The organism is Candidatus Clostridium eludens (assembly GCF_045310515.1).
Classification (GTDB): domain Bacteria; phylum Bacillota; class Clostridia; order Clostridiales; family Clostridiaceae; genus Clostridium_B; species Clostridium_B eludens.
The window spans coordinates 1-17,513 of record NZ_JBJHZX010000030.1 but is presented as its reverse complement, the minus strand read 5'-3'; the positions used below and the strand labels follow the sequence as shown (position 1 = coordinate 17,513).

Annotated in this window: 16 protein-coding genes; 3 read left to right on the top strand and 13 right to left on the bottom strand. The window is 29.9% G+C overall.

From position 1 onward, the window contains the following. Positions 1-35: 35 nt before the first annotated feature. Positions 36-2,492 carry a heavy metal translocating P-type ATPase gene (locus tag ACJDU8_RS17910; protein WP_479723074.1) on the bottom strand — a complete coding sequence of 819 codons (2,457 nt, stop codon included), beginning with the start codon at positions 2,490-2,492 and terminating at the stop codon, positions 36-38. A gap of 486 nt (positions 2,493-2,978) precedes the next feature. Between ACJDU8_RS17910 and ACJDU8_RS17905 the strand changes: the two genes are divergently transcribed. After that, positions 2,979-3,602 carry a helix-turn-helix domain-containing protein gene (locus ACJDU8_RS17905; RefSeq protein WP_406793529.1) on the top strand — a complete coding sequence of 208 codons (624 nt, stop codon included), beginning with the start codon at positions 2,979-2,981 and terminating at the stop codon, positions 3,600-3,602. A 32-nt stretch (positions 3,603-3,634) separates the two neighbouring features. On the opposite strand, the gene ACJDU8_RS17900 is transcribed toward ACJDU8_RS17905, so the two are convergent. The 4 genes from ACJDU8_RS17900 to ACJDU8_RS17885 all read right to left on the bottom strand — a co-directional run bounded on the left by ACJDU8_RS17900 (position 3,635) and on the right by ACJDU8_RS17885 (position 8,932). Further along, positions 3,635-4,018, bottom strand: coding sequence for a hypothetical protein (locus ACJDU8_RS17900; protein ID WP_406793528.1), 384 nt, complete (start codon positions 4,016-4,018; stop codon positions 3,635-3,637). 2 nt (positions 4,019-4,020) lie between these two features. Further along, positions 4,021-5,094, bottom strand: a complete 1,074-nt coding sequence (locus ACJDU8_RS17895; protein ID WP_406793527.1) for a radical SAM protein — start codon at positions 5,092-5,094, stop codon at positions 4,021-4,023. Between the two features lie 278 nt (positions 5,095-5,372). After that, positions 5,373-6,584 (bottom strand): EAL and HDOD domain-containing protein, encoded by a 1,212-nt coding sequence (locus ACJDU8_RS17890; protein ID WP_406793526.1) that lies wholly within the window; start codon positions 6,582-6,584, stop codon positions 5,373-5,375. Between the two features lie 923 nt (positions 6,585-7,507). Beyond that, on the bottom strand, positions 7,508-8,932 hold the full coding sequence (locus tag ACJDU8_RS17885; RefSeq protein WP_406793525.1) for an RNA-guided endonuclease TnpB family protein: 1,425 nt from the start codon (positions 8,930-8,932) through the stop codon (positions 7,508-7,510). A 323-nt stretch (positions 8,933-9,255) separates the two neighbouring features. On the opposite strand from ACJDU8_RS17885, the gene ACJDU8_RS17880 reads away from it, so the two are divergent. Together ACJDU8_RS17880 and ACJDU8_RS17875 are read left to right on the top strand one after the other, a co-directional pair. After that, the gene (locus ACJDU8_RS17880; RefSeq protein WP_406793524.1) at positions 9,256-10,020 is read left to right on the top strand and encodes a hypothetical protein; all 765 of its coding nucleotides are present in this window, start codon (positions 9,256-9,258) and stop codon (positions 10,018-10,020) included. A gap of 35 nt (positions 10,021-10,055) precedes the next feature. Then, positions 10,056-10,793 (top strand): cell wall-binding repeat-containing protein, encoded by a 738-nt coding sequence (locus ACJDU8_RS17875; RefSeq protein WP_406793560.1) that lies wholly within the window; start codon positions 10,056-10,058, stop codon positions 10,791-10,793. Positions 10,794-10,912: 119 nt separating this feature from the next. Here ACJDU8_RS17875 and ACJDU8_RS17870 read toward each other — a convergent pair whose 3' ends face one another. From ACJDU8_RS17870 to ACJDU8_RS17835, 8 genes are all read right to left on the bottom strand, one after another. After that, positions 10,913-11,281: a sunset domain-containing protein gene (locus ACJDU8_RS17870; RefSeq protein WP_406793523.1), complete on the bottom strand. Its 369-nt coding sequence runs from the start codon at positions 11,279-11,281 to the stop codon at positions 10,913-10,915. Further along, complete coding sequence (locus tag ACJDU8_RS17865) at positions 11,223-11,606, bottom strand: ComEC/Rec2 family competence protein (protein ID WP_406793522.1); 384 nt, start codon at positions 11,604-11,606, stop codon at positions 11,223-11,225. Before ACJDU8_RS17865 ends, ACJDU8_RS17870 begins: the two co-directional genes overlap by 59 nt. Positions 11,607-11,732: 126 nt before the next feature. Next, the gene (locus tag ACJDU8_RS17860) at positions 11,733-12,338 is read right to left on the bottom strand and encodes a thermonuclease family protein (protein ID WP_406793521.1); all 606 of its coding nucleotides are present in this window, start codon (positions 12,336-12,338) and stop codon (positions 11,733-11,735) included. Between the two features lie 562 nt (positions 12,339-12,900). Next, positions 12,901-13,452 (bottom strand): DUF4367 domain-containing protein, encoded by a 552-nt coding sequence (locus ACJDU8_RS17855; protein WP_406793520.1) that lies wholly within the window; start codon positions 13,450-13,452, stop codon positions 12,901-12,903. Between the two features lie 199 nt (positions 13,453-13,651). After that, the gene (locus ACJDU8_RS17850) at positions 13,652-14,122 is read right to left on the bottom strand and encodes a peptidoglycan-binding domain-containing protein (protein ID WP_406793519.1); all 471 of its coding nucleotides are present in this window, start codon (positions 14,120-14,122) and stop codon (positions 13,652-13,654) included. A gap of 844 nt (positions 14,123-14,966) precedes the next feature. Then, the gene (locus tag ACJDU8_RS17845) at positions 14,967-16,055 is read right to left on the bottom strand and encodes a M56 family metallopeptidase (protein ID WP_406793518.1); all 1,089 of its coding nucleotides are present in this window, start codon (positions 16,053-16,055) and stop codon (positions 14,967-14,969) included. Between the two features lie 9 nt (positions 16,056-16,064). Continuing rightward, positions 16,065-16,424, bottom strand: coding sequence for a BlaI/MecI/CopY family transcriptional regulator (locus ACJDU8_RS17840; protein WP_406793517.1), 360 nt, complete (start codon positions 16,422-16,424; stop codon positions 16,065-16,067). Between the two features lie 111 nt (positions 16,425-16,535). Next, positions 16,536-17,399, bottom strand: coding sequence for a sensor histidine kinase (locus ACJDU8_RS17835; RefSeq protein WP_406793516.1), 864 nt, complete (start codon positions 17,397-17,399; stop codon positions 16,536-16,538). Positions 17,400-17,513: the final 114 nt, after the last annotated feature.

Sequence of the window (17,513 nt, the reverse complement as noted above, 5' to 3'; positions counted from 1 at the left end):
TATGCAGCCATATAATTTATGACTGCATATAATAACTACATTTTTTCAATTTTCATAGCCCTCATAGCATTAAGTACCGCAATTACAGCAACACCAACATCACCAAATACAGCCTCCCACATAGTGGCTATTCCAAAAGCACCTAATATTAAGATTACTATCTTTACCCCTAAGGCAAATACTATATTTTGTATAACTATAGTTTTAGTTCTTTTAGCAATTTTTATAGCAGATACTATTTTAGATGGTTCGTCAGTCATTATAACAACATCAGCTGCCTCTATTGCTGCATCCGAACCTATGCCGCCCATTGCCATTCCTATATCTGCTCTTGCAAGGACCGGTGCGTCATTAATACCATCACCTACAAAGACTAACTTACCTTTTCTTGATTTTTCGGTATCCAACATTTCTAATTTTTCAACCTTTTGATCTGGAAGAAGCTCTGAATACACCTCATCTAAGCTCAATTCTTCACCCACTTTTGCTCCTACAATTTTATTATCGCCGGTTAACATTACAATTTTCTTGACTCCAATTGCTTTCAATGCTTTTACAGCTTTAGCCGAGTCTTCCTTCACCTCATCAGATATAATGATAAAACCAGCATATTGCCTATCTATAGCCAAATGAACTACTGTACCAATTGTGTCCACTTCACTATAAGAAATATTTTCTTTGTTCATTAATTTAACATTTCCAGCCAACACTTCATTTCCCTTTACCCTAACTTTGATGCCATATCCTGAAATTTCTTCATAGTTTTCTATTTCATCTTTGTCTACTTCCTTTCCATAAGCCTTCAGTATGGAAGTAGCAATTGGATGGTTTGAAAAACTTTCTGCATAGGCTGCATATTCTATCAAATCATTTTTACTTATATTATTAATGGGATTGACTTCCGTAACTTTAAATGTACCCTTTGTTAAAGTACCAGTTTTATCGAACACAACAATTTCCACATCATTTAAAGCTTCCAGATAGTTTCCTCCCTTTACCAACACACCATTTTTAGATGCACCTCCTATACCTCCAAAGAAGCCTAAAGGTATAGATATTACCAATGCACATGGACAAGAAACAACTAAAAATACTAGAGCTCTATATATCCACTCTGAAAAAACAGCTCCTTGTATAAAGAGAGGAGGTACAAAAGCTAAGGCTGCTGCGCAAATAACTACTGCAGGTGTATAATACCTTGCAAACTTTGTTATAAAGTTTTCTGTTGCAGCTTTTTTACTACTTGCATTTTGTACTAAGTCTAATATTTTAGATACAGTGGATTCTCCAAATTCTTTTATTACTTCAATAGTTAAGAGACCATTTTTATTGATAGACCCACTAAGCACAGCGCTTCCTGTTTCAACTTCTCTAGGCACTGATTCTCCTGTTAATGCGGAGGTATCTATCATAGATTGTCCTTCTATTACAGTTCCGTCCAGAGGAATTTTTTCTCCCGGCTTAACAACAATAATATTTCCTACGTCAACTTCTTCTGGAGATACTTTTATTGTATCATTACCTTTTTTAAGGTTAGCAAATTCTGGTCGTATATCCATGAGAGCTGATATAGATTTTCTTGAACGATTTACAGCTATACTTTGGAATAACTCACCCACCTGGTAAAATAACATAACCGCTACGCCTTCCGGAAACTGTTTAATAGCAAAAGCCCCTATAGTAGCTATAGCCATTAAAAAATTTTCATCGAATAGCTGTCCTCTAGTAATATTTTTAAATGCTCTAAGCACTACTTCTCCACCAACTAATAAATAACTGATTAAATATAGTATAAACTCTATTCCAAAAGTGAATTTAAAAGCTGTAGCTACAACAAAAATTGCTGCACCTATGCCAAGTTTTATAAGTTCTTTCTTATTACTCTCTTCATGCTCATGTTTTTCACCCCTAAAAGTTTTGGAACTATTTTTTTCTTCCACAATTACATTTATATCAGGCTCAATTTTATTCACTATTTTTTTAGTTGTCTCTATAACAATATCTTTATCATTCTTATTTAAAATTTCAATGTTAAGCTGCTTAGAGATAAAATTTATGGAAGCATCTTTTACTTCCACTAAACTACTGACTTCTCTTTCTATTTTTGCTGCACAATTTGCACAGCAGAGCCCTTCCAATATTAGCACTTGTTTGCTCCATTTATCTGCTATTTTTTCTTCTACAACAACATGAGATTCTATATTATTAATAGTCTCTTTTGTGGCTGCTACAAGCTCTTTCACTTTATTAGATTCTTCTATTTCCATAGACAATGTTTTTGTAACAAAATTAACCGATACATTAGATATGCCTTTTATCTGATTAACTTTTTCCTCCATTTTAGCTGCACAGTTAGCACAGCCAAGTCCTCGTAATATAAATTCTTTTTTTATATTACTTTTATTAGTTCTAGCCATATTACTGTTATCAACTTTTTTCATAGTAACAATATTTTTATCAGCTAGTTGTACTTTTTTAATTTTAGTTGCCATCCCAACTCCCCCTATCAAGTGATTCTTATGTTCAGGTGGAGTTTACCCGTGAGAAATGCTTTTCTCCTCCTGAACCTTAGAAGAACTTATCCATGCACGCTTCAGTGCTTATCCCCCACTTTGAAGAAGCTGGGGGTGTTAGCTAACTGCCGCGTTCGGATAAATAAATATTCAAATCAGATTTGTCACTCATTTATACCTACTAATCTGTTGATACTAAGCAATTACTACATATGAACACTTATTCATATGTTCTATATTTTCATTATATGTTTCTTGCATAAGGTTGTCAACTAAAATTACAAATTAAATTTAGCAGATGTTTAACAAGTCATATTTAAATTTGCTGCTATTAGCCTTTTTAGACAATTTTCGAGTAATAGAAGTAGCTTTTGTAGAAACTTTTATAATTTAATATCTTTTTTGGAATTAAAATATGGTTTTTATTGTATTTATTATAAAATATAATTGGGAGTTGGTACAATTATGAATTTTGCAATGAGACTAAGGGAGCTTAGGGAAGAAAATGATTTAACTCAAGAGGCGATTGCTTCGATTTTAAATCTTACTAAAGCAAATATATCAAAATATGAACTAGGAAGACTACAGCCCAACATTGAGACACTAAAACTTTTGTCCGATTATTTTGATGTTTCAATAGATTACCTAATCGGTATAACTAATATAAAAAAAATGGAACCCAATTATTTTTCAAGGATTCCTATACTTCAAATTACCAAAAATCATCCCTCACTATTTATTGCAGAGAATATTAGTGGATATGAATACTTTGACAAACCTGAGGAACTTTCTAAAGATTATTTTTTCTTCAAAGTTAAAGATGACAGCATGTCAAATGCCCGTATATTTAAAGATGATTTAGTATGTATTTATAAACAAGATTATATCGAAGATAATAAACTGATGCTTGTACATGTCAAAAATATAGGTATTGTATTAAGAAGGATGCTTAAATGCGAAAATAATTTAATAATATTACCAGAAAATCATAAATATAATCCTGTGGCATTGTCTAAAAAAGATTTAGAAGAAGATTCCTTCAAAGTTATTGGAAAAGCAGTTTATGTTAAATTTTACACAGACGAATAGACAATAATCCAAATTGGCTATTCGTACTTTTCCTAATATCCACCTTCCTTATAAAATATAAAATTTTCATCTTCATAATCAAAATCCATATCACATAAGATACTATTAGCACTATTTACTTCATCTGATATCGCACCTTCATAAAACATAAATTCATCATTATCAATTACTTTTTTATACATATCCGGCAATTCAGAAATATCCTCACATCCATAGTCCTCTAATATCTCATCCAAATTAAATTTTACCGAATTAGAATAAATAATACATGCGAACTCCTCGGCCAACCCCCTAACCAGAGAATCTTCTGGTACTTTCAACATATCTAATATTTTTTCCTTTGTCAACTCCTCTTTTACACCTAAAATAAAACTTGATGATGAACTATTAGTAACAAAATCCATTCTTATTTTCATAATTAACACAATTCCTTTCTATTGCACAATATAATGCTTCTGCACAGCGGACATCCTCCCATGCAGTTAACCTTTTCCCTGCAATCTGGACATGATTTTCTTAACTTATATCTAAAATTTTCAAATTCACTACTATTCCAGGCCTCACTTATACTTTTATCCTTTAAATCTACACACCATTTTAATTCCTGATCAAAACTACAGGGTAAAGTTTTCATATCTGGAGTAATATACATTGACCATCTAGCTGCTTCACAAGTGTCAATACTACAAACATTAAAATTATTATTAAAATTTATTAGTGCCGGTACACTGCAGCTATCAAAGCCTATTTTGAAAGGATATTTTTCTGTTGCTATATTATTAAAGAAATGTCTCACAAAAATATCTTCATATTTCAGAACATTATCTTCTTCACCTAAACCTACAGGTTTATGTATTAGAAATATAACCGCATTTATCCCCTTGGGAAAGCTATTATTATTGAGCATATATAAAGCTCTTTCAATACTTTTATTATTTAATACATAATGAATATTAACCTTTATACCTGAATCTTTAAACATGTTTACGGCCTCTATGGTATATTCCTCAAAATACCATGAAACTGCAACTGCACCACAGTATTTTTGGGTTAATTCTACTTCTGCTTCATCTAATAAAAATCCCGATGTGGTATAGTTTGGCACAATATTATTCATTCTTGTATATTTTAATATTTCAGCAAAATTTTCATGTTTATTAGGATCACCCCTTCCTCCAAGTGCTACTTGAAAGGTTTTTCCTTTTATTTCATTTATTATTTTAATATAATTTTCTAAACTCATATTTTTATCATGTATATTTGTACCGTTCTGATAGCATTGAACTCCTGTTTTCAAACAGAATCCAGATTCTCCATGAACACAATGGCCCATAATTCCTATGTCTATTAATTCAGGAAAAGAAGATTGAAATACTTCCACTCCAGTATCTTTTCCTTTACTATTCAATATTCCCGTTCTCATGTAAAATCCATTTTCCGTATTGAATATGGAAATAAAATTATATTTTTTATCAATCTTTTTTAATATCATTAAGTTTCTAGCTCCTTTAAATTACATATCTTTAGTTGAATATATTAATAATTTACAGTTATATATAAATATTATAGTATCTTTTTTAGATACTTTCAATATATAAATACTTATTTTTTCTTAAATAGATATAAATATATTTAACTGCCACTATCCTTCTAAAAATTTTACTTTTTATATTCTATCTTTACTTTTCAACATCTTGTTTTAAATTATTCAACTGATGATTGGTGGAATTAAAAGCATAAAAAGAATTGTTCCAATTTATTTAGAAACAATCATAAATACAAACCTATTTGATGTATAGATTTAAAATATGCCTCCATTAAATCTCTATCCTTTAGATGAAAATCTAATTGTAGGCATGTTACTTCATCCCATTTTTCTTTTTCATACGCAACAATCAATTTCAATACCTTACTATAATAATTATCCTTTTCTCCAAGTAATGCACCTTTAACTTCACTAGACATGGATAGCTCTTTTAGTATTTCTTTTAATGGTCTCTCTAATATAATATCTATTAAAGAAAACATACCTGTTAAAAATGCATTAAACGAATTTTCCGCCAGTCCTGATTTAATAAATATTGACTCTGCAAAATATGCCCTAACCAGTGTATTAACCGTAAATATTTCAGGCTTATCGTCAGCAATTAATTTCACACAGGTTAAATTTACCCATTTTTTTATTCTTTTTTCTCCAAAATAAATAAGAGCATGTTTAATTGAGCTTATCCGATTTTTTAAATAAAATTGGGCAGAATTTATTATTTTTAGCAAATTGTATGAAAGTGAAACGTCATTCTTAATTAAATTTTCAATATTGCCAATAGATATTTCTTTAGAATTTACTTCTTTTATCAATTTTATATATACAAGTTTATTTTCAGGTATTCTTTTACCAGATATGATTGTAGGTTTGCTAAAATAATACCCCTGAAAGTATGTATAGCCATATTTTTGGGCTTCATTAAATTCATCACTTGTCTCAATTTTCTCCGCAAGAAATTTTATTTTTTTAGATTTTATACTACTAATTATTTTTTTTCGTTCATAACCCTGAGTTACACGAAAATCTACTTTTATTATATCTACAAGCTCAATAAATTTTTTACGTTCTTCATTGAGGACAAAATCGTCTAAGGCAAGTATAAACCCTTTTTGCTTTAAAATTTTACACGCATTTATTACCTTATTTGATGGTTTTACATTTTCTAATATTTCAATTACTACAGTTTCTGGGGAAATTATTGAAAATATTTCCGATGTTAAAATATTTTCAGTAAAATTAATAAAAGCTCTCCTATTTTGAACTATTTTATCCATACCTATATAGAAAACACTATTTCTTATAACCTCCATAGTTGCCTTATCTCCATCATTTTCAATGCATCTATTCTTTTCCATATTATCTCTAAACAAAAGTTCATATCCATAAATTTGATTATATCTATCAAAAATAGGTTGTCTTGCTATAAATATATCCATGAAACCTCCATTTTTACATGCCTACATAATTTTTACATATAAAGCTAAATTTCTTTCTTGTAATAGATATTTTTGGGATCTAAACCTAATTATCGCATATTTATTAAAACAGAATGAATATTTTGTATTGTTATAATATAACATATTTAATTTAATTCGATTTAATATGATATTTTCATATAATAAATATATAATGTATAAACAAAAAATTGATACTTAAACTTAATATTACAATTTATTATGAAATGTTTGCACATTATTACAAAATGTATTATAATAATGGTACAAAATATTCATAATGTCCAATAAGAGTACTAGTAAAAAAATAAAACTAGAGTGTCTCCACTCTAGTTGCTGAACAAAATATGAAAAACAAGTATATTGTTCTCTGATTTTTATATAAATCACCTTCTGTCTGTTACATAAATAATCTTTATACTATCTTACACTTATGACTTAGATATGTATAAATACTATATATACTAAAAAATATTATTTTAGGTCTTTTAAATATGAACACATTTACATACCACACAGCTAATATATGACTTTGATTAGTATCTATTGTGCTTGCTGTACTTGTATTTACATACCATATAGTTAATATAAACTTCATTCTTTATGATTTTTAAGCCATTAATTTTACTATGTTGTGAATATGCAAAATTAAATTTTTTGCAGTAAATCTATAGTAATGTAAATTATTAAATTTTCAAATAACTATGTAATTCTGTAAAATCAATAATTCCAAGCATGTCGGCCAAAAAATAACTTTACTGCAATGTTTTATTTGTGGTATGTCTAGACGGTTACACAATGCCTAGAGTTAACCCTTTCCGAGTGACGTGCCTTGGATTTACGTTAACACCACCAATGTCCTCAGACTTAGGACGCTAAATCGCCCTGTCATATTAACTTTAAGATTATTCTCCTATATGATTTATGCAATACTCACCTTCACTTTTGTCAGGCATGTACTTCTCACTCTTGGCTATGTTTCTACTTGCATTAAAGTCTGCATTTATCACTTTATCAAAGTTTCTACATTTTGAGTTTTTACATATAAATTCTTCTTGTTTTTCTCTTTGTCCTTCTTTATAATTACCACAATAGCTGCATATTTGAGATGTATGATATGGGTCTACATACTTAACTTCAATTCCAACTCTTTTAGCCTTATATTCAACCATCTGTTGAAGCTGATAGTAGCTCCAATTTCTGAGTGCAGATTTATTTTGAGTTCCTGCTATATTTAAAAATTCCATATTGATTTGTTCTGCTCCATTTTTTGTTGCAAATTTAATTATATTACTACTCAAAAAATGATTATAGGTTTTAGCAAAATTCTTTTCTTTAGCTTTAAACTGTTCCAATACTTTTAGCTTCTTTTCTCTACCTTTACCACCAGCAACTGATTTCAAAACTCTTTGTAAACTTCTCTTTCTACTCTGCATCTGTGTTCTAACTTTTAAGAAATCATCAATGCTGCCTATTGCTTTTCTAACATATTCACTATCATTCAAGGCCACATAAGCAGGTATTTTCATTCCTAAGTCTACTCCAACTACTCTACCTGCTACCTTATCAATAGTATTAGCATTTAATATATCTAAAGTTAAGTTAAGTATAAGCTTATTATATTTAAACTCTATATTACTATCACAAACTTTAGATTCTCCACCTATAACCTTATCTAGTGTCTTTTGTAACTCTAAACTGTTTTGTTTCTTGACTCCAAGCACACATTTAAAAATAATCCCCTTCATCCATTTTATATAATAGTCATCACCTTTTTTATAAAAGCTTAATGCTCTACCGCGAATATATAAAGGATTATTTTTCTTATACCTTCTTAGAGTTCTTTGACATCTCAAGACATCTGCAATATCATTTTTAAAATCTTGTACTACCCTTTGAGTTAATCGGTCTTTAGTATCACTTGTTAAGTTAAAATTATCTGTTATTAAATCTCTCAAATTAGTTTGTTCTGAAGTTGCTATAATTTTTTTAAAATTATCAGCTACCTCTCTATTTTCAGACTTTCGCAAGGTTTCTAACTTCTTCTTAGTAGTTTCAATGGACTTTTTAATACTTTCCTTTTGTTTATCTGTTTTAGCTTCCTTAAGTTCCATATACTTTCTCTCTAAATAACATTGTTCTTCTTCTAGCTTAACCTTATATGTTTCATCAGCTAATTTAATTTTTTGCTTAGCTACATAGTTAAAATATAAATGATTCATTCCCATATTCAAAGCTTTATTCTGCTCCTGTAATTCCTTATGAATAAAGCCATAACTTTCTTCTCTATTCTCGGCTATAGTTAATTTTATCTTTCTAGAAGTTATCATAAAATCACCTTCTTGATTTAGAAATTTAATATGTAATTCATACACAAGCCTTATATCACCATAATATAATTAACTTTGCAATAATTTATTTTTTCATATTATTATTCTTTATAATCAGCAATAATTATTTATATTTTACTTGATTTTCTATTTTTTTGCATTATACTATAGTGTAATCTTTTTTTTCCAGTATAATCCCCCGTATAATTTATCTACTATACTTAAGTGTTATATTAATGGTAAGCATCTATTATTTAAGAAATTGTATTATTGCCATTTACAGTGTATAATATATGTAAATTATGTAAAAAGGGGGATAAAAAATGCGTATAAAAAAATATATTTTTAGTTTATTTATCATAAGTGTATTACTTTTTTCAATGAATCCAATTACTGTATTTGCAGATTCGCCAGTGACATCTACTGACTTTTATAAAGCTTACATTGATGTTGATATTGTAAAAACAGCTAAAGAAAAAGGAGTTATAGACCAAAAAATAGCTACCTATTTACACTCAAGTAAAAATCCTATTGATGTTAAAGCAGCAGTTATTAATGCATTGGGTTGGAAATACGAGGGTAAAAGTAATGCGGAAAACTATGTTAAGTTAATTTATTCAAATGACATAGACAAATTAGATGTAGACTCATTATCTGGAGATGAAATCTTTTGCATAAGCTATATGATGGCTTTAGATAATTATTTTCATGTGGATAAAGCCTTGTTATTAATGGAAAAAGCTTATGAAAAAAACAATACCAGTTTCACAATTGCAGTAGTTAGAAGTATTTTAAAAGGACAAGCTATCATTTCGGATATTAATAATTGGGGAATGATTTGGTCTAATACAGAAAGTGTTTTAAATGATAAAACACTTGTAAAAGATATGAGACAAGAGGCAGTAGATAATATTGTAGGGTATATGAAATTATATGAAAAATATTCAACAGATACAACTACCACCGCTAATACTAATAGAATGTGGGGTTCTACTAGATATGATACATCAGCAAAAATATGTGAGCAAGGTTGGACTCAAAGTGATTATGTAGTAATAGCTTCAGGAGAGCCTTTCTTGATTCTTTAAGCTCAACACCATTAGCTAAAAAGTACAATGCACCAATATTATTAAATACACATGATAATTTGCTGCCACAGGTATCATCAGAGATAGATAGATTACAAGCCAAACATGCTATACTAATAGGTGGATTAGGCTCACTGTCTGCAAGTGTAGAAGCGGATATAAAAGCTAAAGGGTTAGACATTACTAGATTATCAGGACCAACTAGATATGATACATCTGTAAGTATAGCAAATCAGATAGGCAATAATGGTGAGATAATTATTACAACTGGAACTGATTTTAGTGATGGGTTAAGTGCAGCACCTATGGCTGCTAAAGATGGAATACCAATGATACTAGTGCCAAAGGATACTGTACCAGACGCTGTTGTAAATTATTTAAAAGCAAATAATCAAATAACTAAAACAATAGTATTAGGAGATACAGATGTGATCAGCGATAATGTAGCTAATCAATTTCCAGGAGTGCAAAGAATAACAGGTAAGGACAAATTTGGGAGAAATATTAATATCATAAATGAATTTTCAGATGACATTAATTTCAGTAAAGTTTGCGTAGCATCTGGAGATAACTTTCCAGATGCATTATCTGGAACAGCATATTGTGCTTTAAATTCAGAACCAATGGTCTTAGTGTCTAACAAAGGAGTACCTCCTGTAACTAAATCATTTATAACATCTAAATTAGGAATTATTACTGAAACCGATGTTTTAGGAGGACAAGCTTCTGTGGGAGATTCTATATTAATTAGTATGCTTTCTCAGACTAATTAGTACAGGATTGGATATAATATTAATGTTTGTATCAATCTCCATATTAATACTTTAATATCTTACTCATTATGTTTTTACCATGAATCACAAAAAGCCCTGGAATTAGTCAGAGCTTTTTATTATCTTTTTGACGGTCTATATCCTGCAGCTTGTGCTTCTGCTTCTGTATTAAACCATTTTTCAGCTTTAGTTCTATCATAATACGGATCTCCTGGAAGATGATATATTTTTTCGCCTTTTGAATTTATATTGCCTTTTATCAATCCTTGTCCAGAAGAATTTTGTGTATTACCAACACTGCTACTATTAGCATTTCCATTACTACTTGTATTGGATTGTTGCTGAGATGATGCTGATTCTGATGTTTTGCTTTGTGAAGAATTACTTGAGCTTGAACTACTAGATGAATTATTAGATGCCGGTTCTTCCTCACTTCCATATTTGTAATCTCCATCCAGGACTACAGTTAAATGATATATTCTTACCATCACTTGTGCATACTATATTACCATTTTCATCAGTACGACATACAGGAATATTTTTAGCTTTTAACTTTCCCATAGTCTCTTTATGCGGGTGTCCATAATCATTTCCTTTTCCGCAGCTTATGAGCGCATACTTGGGATTTACCTTATCCAAAAACTCTTGCGAAGTTGAAGTATGGCTTCCATGATCTCCAACCTTTAAGACACCAGCACTCAGGTCATAACCTTTATTAATAATATCCTCTTCATTACTTGGCTCAGCATCTCCGGTAAACATAAACTTATTGCTTCCAAAAACAAGTTTTAATACTATAGAATATGTATTCAAATTCTCTGAATCAGTATTTATAGGACTTAATACTTCACAATTTGCTTGTCCCAGCTTAAATCTATCTCCCTGATTAGGTGCTGTAGAGCTACTACTTTTACTGCTACTCCACTACCATCTATACTGTTATAACCTATCTCCTTTTGTAGTTCCCTTAGGGTTTATTTCCCAAAGACCTTTACTACTTACCCTAGCCTCCTCACAAAATGTTTTAAAGTAATTTGCATATCTTACATTTGGTGAAACTGTCATTTGCTCAGCATATCCTTCTGAGGCTAATATGGCATTAAACATTTTATTTCTGACTTCAGCTTCATTTATCTGTATAGGTGGGCTTAACCATACATATCGTAGAAGTCTTCCATAGCTGTCAGTATTACTTGTATCCTTCTCAAGGTATACAGTCTTTCCAACGAGTTGTGACTTAGTATAATTAAATGCTTCTTCTCCATATTTCTCATGTTTAGTTGTGCTTTCTGGAGCGTTTATACCGATAAACCTAACCTTAGCTTGTTTCCCATCTTCAAACTTTACACATACAACATCACCGTCTACCCCTTTTGTAACAGTAGCTTCTTGAAGTTTTACTGGAGATTGAGAAATATCTGTCGCTGCAATTGTATTCCCTTGTAATGCAGTTTTGTTACTATTACTTGAAAAATACCATATTCCTAAAATCAAAAGTATAAAAACTGCAAGTAAAAAAGGAAGTTTGTTAAAAAGTTTTTTCATTCCAATTTGTCCCCCTTATCTTCCTTTAATAAACTTTTACACTAGTTATTTCTACACATATTCCTAAATTCCTCCTAAAAGTGATAAAAAAGCTAATTATTTAAACATATTACAGACTTTACTTTATATAAACATATAAAGTATTTGTCCAAATAATAATTTATTTATGGTATTATTTATATATATAGTTAAATTATAGAGATAATTAGTATTATAATTTGCTTGTACATAGAATTGAGGGATGAGATGAAATTGAAAAAGCATTTTAAAAGGCTATTTTTAATAATTTTTTCTTTAATACTCACTATTAGCGTTGAGTGTAGCAATTCAAAAGTAACTAATAATAAAGATATCAATAATGCGAATCCTTTCCAGTTCATTAATACATTCGCAGGATATTTCAATAAGTGTCTTTTAGCAAGGTCTATGAATCGTTATATATTCAACATGATTTTCAACATCAATCTGTATACAATCTCTATAGTTATTTTCCATGTGCTGCAAAAAAAATAGATGTACAATACATCTTTGAAATTTCCATCATATTCTAACAATCTTATAGTTATTCTATGGATGCTGCTATTTTTATTAATTCATCCAATTCTATATCCGATGCAACGTTATAGTACATACCATCTTTCCAAAACATAATTTGTTTGTAATCATCACCTTGTTCATCACCATAAACCCAAGCCTCTATACCATTTATAGATATTTTTTTACATCTGGCTAATAAATCTTCCGGCTTTCCTGTATCTTGGGCTTGTTGTATTCTAATCTCCTTGTTATCATCTCCTTTGTATGTTATTATGGATAAATCAAATGATCCTAATGAAGTACTTTGAGTCTGCCCTACTAAACTCGTTTCTTTCATGTTTGCATAACTATATTTAGGTTTCTTAGGTTTAAATTTTATATTTTTATTAACTTCATCTTCAGTTTTAAAATCAGTTAATTGGCTATTAAAATCACTTGATGATAAAGTATTCTTTTGAGACGTTGAATTACTGGCACTTGCTAATCTTATATTATTAGATGCAAATACAGATATTCCTATTAAAGTAGCAGATATTATTATTAAAAGAATTACTGTTTTATATTTTAATTTATTCATAAAAACTATCATTCCTTTCGCTGTGCTCAAGACACAAAATTTAATGAACGTGATTAAATGATCTGAAATTTGTTAATAATTCAAATAATATGAATCACTTAAATTGAACAAAGATAATCTTTCTTAATTTTTTGCACGTCTTTAGGCAAACTTTTATCGTGCTCAAAATCATGAAATTTTCTTTCGAGTTAATACACTTTTATAAAGGTATATACGTTCTTACTGTATAATGAACTCCGTTAGCCAAATAATATTGATCAGTAGATGGATTATATATACACCAACCATTATAATAATCCTTTTGAAAATACGCGTAAGCACTAATATTATACTGAGTTCTATAATTCTGGATAGATCCTGTACTTCCAGTATAATATGTATGATTTTGAAAGCTTCTCCAAGTATTTGCTCCAATTATCCCATCAGTTCCTAATCCGTAATCACTTTGATATGTATATATAGCATTATAAGTATTAGTACCGTAATATCCATCACTCACATTGAATCCTGGTACTTTTATAGACATACCAGCAGAATTTAATATTCTTTGTGCAGCATAAACTATACCTCCTTGCGTCGTATAATTCCATCCAATAAGAGAATTATTACTCCAATCATCATACATAGTGGCTGCAAAAACAGTTACAGAACTTTCACTAATTAAAAACAAAATTGTAAAAAGCTTACTAATAAAGATTTTAATTTTTTCAAATTTAACATCGCCTTTTCATAATATTTTAATATATTTATAATTCCTCCCTTTATCTAACACTTTTCACTTTAGTTACTTGTATAATTTTATTAAGGATTCACTTGCTCATTTTTTATAATATTGATTTAAAATTATAATAATAGAGTTACATGTAAAACACTTAAAATTTGAAGTCTTTTTCTAATACAGTATATAAATGTTAAGCTAATAAAAAACAATACTTATTCATGATAACAGAAAGTATCCTAATCATTACAGTCATAAACAAACTTAAACCATGGATTTAAGAAAGATTAAGTAACGATGTATTTCTTGATTACATTACAGGTAGCACTTTATTGCAACCAGCCAACCTACTTACCCAAAATTCAAGGGAGCTGCTTTGCAGTCAAATCACCCTATTGCTACAAGACATCCATTACCTTAAGTTCAGAATGAAATAGTTTTATTTACATGTACATATCTTCTTTGCGGACTATTACAATAGTCTTCCTGTAATGTAATACTATCATAATAGTCTGTTGGTGTCAAGACCATTCTAATAGTCTATAATCTTATATATATAAGATTATTATGCCGAACTTTATATCTTCTGAAATGCTATGATTTTAATGTAAGTGTGGGCCTTGGGCAGGTCTCTGATATTTTATATTCACAGCATTCACTATCCAAAAGCATAAAAAATAGATGTATAATAATACATCTATGAAATTTTCATCATATTCTGACAATCTTATAGTTATAAGGTCAGAGACTTTTACATATCCGACCGCTCTATTTTCTTCCTCAACCCTAATTAAATCTACTTTTTCAGTCCCTTAGTAAGGTATTCATATGTTTGTCCTTGCTCGTTGACAAGATAATCAGGCATTTTTTCTGCATCCGTAGTTGCATTATTCGTAAGAGAATCTGCTTTCACAGCAGAATTTGTAGCAAATACAGCAGATACACCAACCACAAGCAATAAAGCAAATGCTTTTCTCACAAAAGAAACCTTCTTCATCTTCATAATGGATACAATCCTTTCTTCAATAGCATTTTTGCTGAAATTGTTGCATAAGGGAGTGAGCTTGTTCTTCTTTTCCGCCATGCCAATAAGTGTCATGGCGTAAGCAGATTTTATGTTTTCTCCGAATGTCTGTACCACGGTTTCATCACATGAAAGCTCAATGTCACGGTTTGCAAGAATATACATAACCCACACAAAAGGATTAAACCAATGAACACATAGAATAAAAGCTAATAATAACTTTGTCAGTGTATCAAAACGTCTTATATGCACAAATTCATGGGTAAGAATGTACCGAAGTTTTATTTCATCTGTCCAATCAGTGGTTTTGGGAAAGAGTACTACAGGTCGAAATATTCCATAGGTCAGTGGCACATTAATTTTATCGTTTTCTCGTATTTGCACAGACCGTCGCATTGGGTACTCCCTTAACCAAGAAGTGATAAAATCTTTTTCGACAGGCAAGGAAGTTTGAAATTCTCTAAGATTCTTAATATAGGTTACAATGAAAAACATGACACACAAAGTCATGCCAGCCAGACAAATGATCATAATAGGTATATACAAAATGGATGCTGTTTTCGCATCACTTGCAACCAATTGCCCTAAATGTGGAACATTCTTTATAGAATAAATAGCATTTGTTTTTAAAAGAGTATTAGTAATAGCTAGCATTTCCGTAAAGACCTGTCTAAATTTATCCATCCCCGTGTAAAAGCTGAAACGAAACGGTATGGAAAATGGAATAAGCAGACGGCAAAATACAACACCCCATAGTACAAGAAACGTCTTCTTGGGCAGCTTGTGCAGAGCAAGTACCCGAATAATAACAACAGCAATGATAAGAATAATCGCCGAAAAGCTCATTTGAAAAATATTCATATTACCACCTCATTTTAAACTGTTGACAAGCTGCCTTAATTTTTTAATTTCTTCTGATGATAGATTTTTTCTGTTCAAAAGAGAAGCAAAAAGCAAATCAGCAGAACCATCAAATACCTTGTTGATAAGTTCCGTAGTCTCCTGCTCCTGTACCTGTTCTTTGGAAATGACAGCCCTGCATAAAAAATTAGGTTCCGACCTCTCTATGGCTCCCTTATGAATACATTTCTTGATTACAGTATAAGTAGTATTTTTGTTCCATCCAATTTGCTTACCCAAGATTTCGGTCAACCGCTTTGCAATCAAATCACCTTCTTTCCACAAGACATCCATCACCTTAAGTTCAGAATCAAATAGTTTTATTTGCATGTATACATCTCCTTTGCGGACTATTTGAATAGTTTTTCTACAATATAATACTATAGCAATAGTCTATTGGTGTCAAACATATTTAATAGCTTGTAATCTTTTTACATGTACTCATATTATCCAACTTGTACCATTCGTATTTAAAAAAGTAATCTCAAAAGCAGTTCCCTTACCTATTTTACTTCTCACATTAATCATACCCTGATTTCCTTCAATTATAGATTTTGAAAGTGCCAGTCCAATTCCAACGGATTCTGTATTTTTATTTGTTTTTCCCTTATAGAATCTTTCAAATATATGTTTAATTTCTTCTTTATCTATTCCTTCACCAGTATCCTTAACTATTATTCTAGCACATACTTGGGATTTCTCTGTAAATATCTGAACTTTTCCACCTGAATTAGTATGTTCAATAGCATTCTTAATTATATTTATAATAGCTTCATTTATCCAATTTGGATCATGCTTAACCATAATTTCATTTTCTCCAGGATGAAATTCAAGTTTAACTTTTGCATTTTCTGATTTTATTTTAAGTGATTCTATAGCCTTTATTACAGTTCCATTTATATCTTTACTTTTTGTTTCAAATTTTACCACTCCTACATCAAGCCTGGCAAGTTGAAGCAAACTTTTTACAAGCCACTGGATTCTATTCAACTGATTTTGGCTGATTTCTAAGAACTCAATTTTCTTTTCCCTATTTATTTTTCTATTTAAAAGTATATCATTATATATTATCAAGGAAGAAATAGGTGTTTTTATCTGATGAGATATATCTGATAAGGTATTTACTAAAAATTTTTTTTCTTTTTGGATTTGGATTAGGTTATTTTTAAAAATAACTCTCATATTGTTAAATGTATGGGCAAGCTTTGCAAATATGCCCTCAGTATTTTCATAAATACCCACATGGAAATTGTAATCTATTACATTTTTTGCTGCTAATATAATACTCTCCAGTTTTTTATACATTCTTATGTATTCAATACTATTTATTAAAAATACAATTATAAAAACCTGCTAAGAAAAGTCAAGCGCTTTTTTGACAAGTTTATATTTTTAAAAAATTTATTGCATTACAAAAAG

Bases quoted from the DNA above. Each gene is read 5' to 3' on its own strand.
- ACJDU8_RS17900 (WP_406793528.1), bottom strand. From the start codon at position 4,018: ATGAAAATAAGAATGGATTTTGTTACTAATAGTTCATCATCAAGTTTT.
- ACJDU8_RS17895 (WP_406793527.1), bottom strand. From the start codon at position 5,094: ATGATATTAAAAAAGATTGATAAAAAATATAATTTTATTTCCATATTC.
- ACJDU8_RS17885 (WP_406793525.1), bottom strand. From the start codon at position 8,932: ATGATAACTTCTAGAAAGATAAAATTAACTATAGCCGAGAATAGAGAA.
- ACJDU8_RS17905 (WP_406793529.1), top strand. From the start codon at position 2,979: ATGAATTTTGCAATGAGACTAAGGGAGCTTAGGGAAGAAAATGATTTA.
- ACJDU8_RS17845 (WP_406793518.1), bottom strand. From the start codon at position 16,055: ATGAATATTTTTCAAATGAGCTTTTCGGCGATTATTCTTATCATTGCT.
- ACJDU8_RS17840 (WP_406793517.1), bottom strand. From the start codon at position 16,424: ATGCAAATAAAACTATTTGATTCTGAACTTAAGGTGATGGATGTCTTG.
- ACJDU8_RS17835 (WP_406793516.1), bottom strand. From the start codon at position 17,399: ATGTATAAAAAACTGGAGAGTATTATATTAGCAGCAAAAAATGTAATA.
- ACJDU8_RS17910 (WP_479723074.1), bottom strand. From the start codon at position 2,492: ATGGCAACTAAAATTAAAAAAGTACAACTAGCTGATAAAAATATTGTT.
- ACJDU8_RS17890 (WP_406793526.1), bottom strand. From the start codon at position 6,584: ATGGATATATTTATAGCAAGACAACCTATTTTTGATAGATATAATCAA.
- ACJDU8_RS17870 (WP_406793523.1), bottom strand. From the start codon at position 11,281: ATGGTAAGAATATATCATTTAACTGTAGTCCTGGATGGAGATTACAAA.
- ACJDU8_RS17880 (WP_406793524.1), top strand. From the start codon at position 9,256: ATGCGTATAAAAAAATATATTTTTAGTTTATTTATCATAAGTGTATTA.
- ACJDU8_RS17860 (WP_406793521.1), bottom strand. From the start codon at position 12,338: ATGAAAAAACTTTTTAACAAACTTCCTTTTTTACTTGCAGTTTTTATA.
- ACJDU8_RS17855 (WP_406793520.1), bottom strand. From the start codon at position 13,452: ATGAATAAATTAAAATATAAAACAGTAATTCTTTTAATAATAATATCT.